This window comes from Synergistaceae bacterium (assembly GCA_017443945.1).
In the GTDB taxonomy this organism is placed as follows: Bacteria; Synergistota; Synergistia; order Synergistales; family Aminobacteriaceae; genus JAFUXM01.
On sequence record JAFSXS010000051.1, the window covers coordinates 1 to 5201 of the forward strand.

A 5201-nucleotide genomic window follows, 5' to 3' on the forward strand; every position below is an offset into this window, starting at 1 on the left:
AATTTTGTATTAGTCGGTAATTTCAGGCTTTATTTGTGAATCTGCTAATTTTTTGAGCCGTTCAATTTCGCGGTCAAGATACCATTTTGCTTTACTCAGCGTAGTAAATTCGTCCTCGCCTTCTTTACGTCCTGCTCTTACTATGTATTTTATGACGTTGCCGAGATTGAAATTTAAGCTGTTAGCCTCGATGAAGTCAATAGCTTCAATGCCGCCTGCTTTGTAATAATCAGGGTGATTTATTTGCTTTTGACTCTCGTAATATTGCAGGTGTTCTTCTATTACAGTTTCAGGATATTTTATTTCGCTCACGATTCAACCTCCACAAAAAATCCCGGCGTTTGTGTACCGGCAAGAATAAATTTCAATAATCCCGACACAACCTCCATTGCTGCTATTTCCTTGTGCTTGAATAAAAATTTTTCGAACTCTTTTAACACCGTTATAACTGCAGGCGCGCATATATTTAACCGTTTGAGCTGTTCATCATTTAATTTTTCGCTCATTCTTCCGGATCCATTTCTTTTAACAGTGAACGAAAGCGAAATATATCATCGCTCATATTCATATCAAGCAATAAATCTTCTAATTCAGTTGCGCTATCCTGATACATGATTTTGCGTAACTTCTCGTGCGCGTCCTTTGCACTGAATATACAGTATTCATTTTTTAACGGGCTTTTCTTGTGAGTCCAGTAAACAACAAATCCGCAGTCTTGATTTAATTCTATCTGCATGTAGGCGAGCCTTCTTACTGCCTGATACAAATTCCATCCTGACTCGTCGTCCTTCACTATAAATTCTTTCGGGTGCTTGTCGCATTTGTAAAAAATGTAATTATGCACGCCTTTTTTCGTTATGACCTGATAGGCGAGAAAATTATTTATGCCCCGGCCCTCGTCATCAAACATGCTGTAAAGCTTATGCACTGCACACCCGTTAGCTTCAAGTGTGTATAACTCGTCTTCTATCATTGAGAGAAATTGTTTATTCGTCATGATTTGACCTCCGAATAGTTTAGATATACTACATCATTCCAATATATAGATGCTAAGAAAGAATCACTATAAAATGGGCTGTCTGCTCCCAAACAGCAATGTGCACATGTATATCGATATTTGCCATCTTGTTCCCAAAGAATAGTTTTTTCGCAACCACAACGAGGGCAAGGTTCTAATCCTTCACAAAGAGACATTTTATTTTCACTCATGATTTATCCTCCGCTCGTGTGTTCCATACCTGTAGAGATTCCCTTTTCGTCCGATAAAATCCGGATACAAGACACATGCAATTTTTACAATTGATAAAGTAATCTCCCTTACCGTCTCGATATAGTTCTACCTTTTCACTCCCGCAGAATGGGCACGGTTTTAATTGCTCGCTCATTCCTCGTCCTCCATTTTTTTAGCTCTTGCGCGTATCTCTTCTGCTTTTGCATTAATCAAATTAGATATAGAATCGCTAAAACCTATGATAACTGCAAAAACCATAAATGCTATTCCTTCCCAAAACATTAACCGCACGCACTCCAATCGCAGTAAGTACATTTCACGCAGCCCGACTCGTGAATTAGGGTCATATGTCCGCAATGCGGGCAAATATCGCCGTGAATATCAGGCTCCGGCGGTAAATCGTCCTGAATACTTAAGTGAATATTTGTCGTTTCATAAATTGGCGGTGTTATTTTTTTCTTGACCGATTTGCCATACTTCAGAGATTTTTTCTCTCCCTTTGGCTCCCAATCTTTAGGCCTTAAATGGGGGAATCGCCTGTAAGTGTCTGCTAACCGTTCTTCATGTGTCATTATATTTCTCTCCTAGTTTAAATCAATTCTTGAACCTGTAATTTTAATATTTCCGTCAGCGTGTATCTCAATATCACCAACGCAGTTAATTTGCAGTTTGTGATTCTTGCGGTCGTAAATTATTTCTGTGCCGTCGTCGTAAGTTGTCTTGCGAATATCTGCATCACCGGCGGGGGGCTTGTTCGTGTCATCATAGAGTGAACACAAAACGACTCCCATTTCTAAACCGTTGCCCATCATGTTGCAGTAAACGTGTTCGCCGATGTCTAAATGCACTTCATCGCGGTTTTTCTTGGAGTTCGAGACAGAGACCGGAATCCACCCCGACACTAAATCGCCTTTATCCGGAAATTTTATCCGTGCCATATGCCGCGCCGGGTCATAATCTGAAACATAGCCGAATCTCCCTTGTGCGCCTTGTTCTTTGTTTTCGTTTGCCATGTCATGATCTCCTGTATACGTCTGTTCCGGTATAGACAAGCGGTTTATTTGTACGTTTACTGCCTCGCCTCGTTGAACGTCTGCCGGAATTTTTCCCGGAATTTGTGCGGTTTTCCTTCTTTGACTCGCCGCCCATGTTCAAATCTAATTTTGTCGTGTAAGAATCCCCGACGCTGTGAGTCGCCTTCTCAATTGCGTAAACCCCGTCAAACGCACCGAATCCCGAAATAGTAATATTGCTCGCTCCTACAAATCGTAAATCACCCATAAGCGTAATATTTGCTGTAATTTCTTTCTTGTTTGCGGCTCTGAGTCTTTTATCTGCGATTCTTTTTGCGTCTTCTTGATTGTCGGCCTTCTGATTTAATTCGAGCGTTCGTCCGGTGCCTTCAGTCTTCCAAACATCTTTGCCGGTATAAATCAGTGTCTTATTTTTCACGGGGTCATGATATTGCAGATTCGCGCCTTTGTATGTGCCGTTAGTCTTGCTTGAAAAACTCCACCGCAGCAATTTTTTATCACCATACGAGAGACTCCCGACCGGTTCATGTGATTCGTATTCTTCCTCGTCGTAGCAGACAAGCTGTGTATCAGTAACTTTTACTGCGATCCCGTAATCACGTGCTAGCCCTGAAAGAAACTCCAAATCAGAAATTTCCACCTGATCGCGTCTTTCAAAATTCGGATCGTTCGGACAGTCCCAGAAAAGTTTTAAGCCGTTTTTATTCGCGACATCACCGGCAATAGTTGAGAGTTTTACATTTTCCCATGCTTTAGTGTGTTTCTCCTGCCTCATCGGTTTAGAGACGAGAGTCGAGACAGCTTTTATACTCACTTGATTTGGAGGCCCTGAACATTCGATCTGGTCAACTTCAAACGTTCCGCACGGCAAAGACTCTGTTTTGTTTGCATCGTCCCAGTTATGAATAATTATGCTTGCTTGAATCTTATCGCCTTTCGACGGGTACCAGTCATTACACCACAAACGCTCTTTGTCTTCGAGTGAAATAGAAATATCGTCGGCCTTGTCGCTTGCGTTGTCTGTGTAGCTGAACGATAGCAAATACGGCGCAATATCGCGTGAAATATCTTTACCTTCATAAATAATCACGACTTCTGCATATCTTGCCGGATGAGAATCCATTTTTTAATTTTCACCTCTTCCATGCTGGCAAATTCTGAATAACAGGTACGTCAACATCAGGAACATTCAGAATTACATTAGCAGAAAAAATAACCGTCCGAATATGCAAGGGGTTAGCGTCCAATAAAATATCTGTCAATTTTTCCCCGCCTAAATCAGGGTACATTCTGAGCGCGATTAAGTCCCATGTATCGCCTTGCTGTGTTCTGTAAGTTCTCATTAAGTAAACGCCACTCTCTGCATAGAATTTTGGAAGTTCATAAAAGCGTCCTCGAACAAATCATTTATAACACTTCTAATTTTGTCCTCAATGCCTGACTCGCCGCCGTTGACTGTGAGATTTATAACAGGACTGAAAACGGGCTGTGAATTGTTGCTGATATTATTTGTCTCTTGAGGTGCTGCAAAATTTTTGTCATAAGCAGCGCGCCATAACGGGACTCCTTCAATTGCAGGCTGTGAGTCTGGAACGGCGTTATAATTCACTCCTGATTTATCGAGTAATCCGAGCTGACGGCCTGCCTCAAACCACAACGCAGACCCGCGCGATTTGTCAGTTAACGGGATAATTGCTTCAAGACCTGCCTCACCGACTATTGCATGAGTCAAACCCTTCACGAAACCGCCTGCTGCGAATCTCGGACTCCTGTTTTGACCTCCGCCCATTCTGCTAAATGGGTTAGCACCGGTGTTGTTAATTGTCGGAGCATTAACCTTGACGCTTAGATTTCCGGTTTGAACTATTGACGTTATTTCTGCTGCGACTCTACTCAATGCGCTGACTAATTCATTCACGGCCGGGATTGTTACGGATCTGATTTTATCGGCGACTCCCTGCATGACGTTAAAAATTTCTGTGAACCCTTCACCGAGCGACGATTTGAACGGCTCCCAAGCTGCTGTCATTTCGGCGACTCTGTCTGCAAAACCTTCACTCATTTTGTTAAGCACTGTAATATCTTTGACTTGTGCTTTGAGTGCCTCTTGTTGTGCTTCAGTAGAATTTTCGTCCGGGCCGAATCCTACTAGACCAAGTGTCCAATCCCATGCGCCTTTTACGATGTCCGCTGCGCCTTTTGCTGTTCTTGTGATGACTCCGATTGTGTTATCCCATATTTTTTCTAGAGTTTGACATACTGTAGTGAGACCGGATACAAGCCCGTCCCATATTCCGCCGAAATTTATTTTGAATATTGACGTGAGAGATTCCCAGCGTGTTTTGAGAAAACTTTTAATCCCGTCAAAAGTTGTTAGTATTCCGTCCCACATTCCCGTAAAATCGAGCGTGAATAAACTTTTTACAGCTTGCCAGCCGCCGGACAAAATAGTTTTCGTGCTTTCAAATTCTTTTGTGAGTGTGTCAAATATGCCTGTGAAACTTCCGGAAAAAATATCACTTAATGAGAAAGAGTCCCACCACGCGCCGAACTCCCGCCATTTTTGAGTCACCCAGTTATATGAACCGGACGCAAAGTCTTTAACCGGCGAGAAAATATCTTTAAGCGATAAAGACTCCCACCAATTTGCAAGAGACTGCCATTTTTGACTTACCCAGTCTTTAGCTACTGACGCATAATCTTTCACACTTGAGAATACATCACTTAGCGATACTGACTCCCACCACGAGCTAAATTCTTGCCATTTTTGACTCGCCCATTCTTTTGCACTTGAGGCGTAATCTTTTACAGGCTGCCATAAATCGCCCAGTAATAGAGACCCCCACCAGTTTATATAATCCTGCCATTTACTTTTTACGAAGTCCCATGCATTTGACGCAAAATTCTTCACGCCTGCAAAAATATCACTCAATGAC

8 protein-coding genes and 1 pseudogene are annotated in these 5201 nt (G+C 42.3%); all 9 read right to left on the minus strand.

Annotated features, from left to right (window positions below; genetic code table 11):
- Positions 1-9 precede the first annotated feature (9 nt).
- Entirely contained in the window at positions 10-312 is a 303-nt protein-coding gene (locus tag IJT21_04970) for a DUF3310 domain-containing protein (GenBank protein MBQ7577607.1), read from the minus strand.
- Positions 309-506 (minus strand): hypothetical protein, encoded by a 198-nt coding sequence (locus IJT21_04975; protein ID MBQ7577608.1) that lies wholly within the window; start codon positions 504-506, stop codon positions 309-311. Before IJT21_04975 ends, IJT21_04970 begins: the two co-directional genes overlap by 4 nt.
- Positions 503-997, minus strand: coding sequence for a hypothetical protein (locus tag IJT21_04980; GenBank protein ID MBQ7577609.1), 495 nt, complete (start codon positions 995-997; stop codon positions 503-505). The genes IJT21_04975 and IJT21_04980 overlap by 4 nt, the downstream gene beginning before the upstream one ends.
- A 208-nt stretch (positions 998-1205) precedes the next feature.
- Positions 1206-1385: a Lar family restriction alleviation protein gene (locus IJT21_04985; protein MBQ7577610.1), complete on the minus strand. Its 180-nt coding sequence runs from the start codon at positions 1383-1385 to the stop codon at positions 1206-1208.
- A gap of 127 nt (positions 1386-1512) precedes the next feature.
- A complete protein-coding gene (locus IJT21_04990) occupies positions 1513-1803 on the minus strand; it encodes a hypothetical protein (protein ID MBQ7577611.1) in 291 nt (96 codons plus the stop codon).
- A 12-nt stretch (positions 1804-1815) separates the two neighbouring features.
- Entirely contained in the window at positions 1816-2244 is a 429-nt protein-coding gene (locus IJT21_04995) for a phage baseplate assembly protein V (protein MBQ7577612.1), read from the minus strand.
- 1 nt (position 2245) lies between these two features.
- Positions 2246-3388: a hypothetical protein gene (locus IJT21_05000; GenBank protein ID MBQ7577613.1), complete on the minus strand. Its 1143-nt coding sequence runs from the start codon at positions 3386-3388 to the stop codon at positions 2246-2248.
- A 10-nt stretch (positions 3389-3398) separates the two neighbouring features.
- A pseudogene (locus tag IJT21_05005) lies at positions 3399-3608 on the minus strand (tail protein X).
- On the minus strand, positions 3608-5201 hold a 1594-nt coding region (locus IJT21_05010; GenBank protein ID MBQ7577614.1), incomplete at its 5' end, for a hypothetical protein. The gene IJT21_05010 and the pseudogene IJT21_05005, both read right to left, overlap by 1 nt.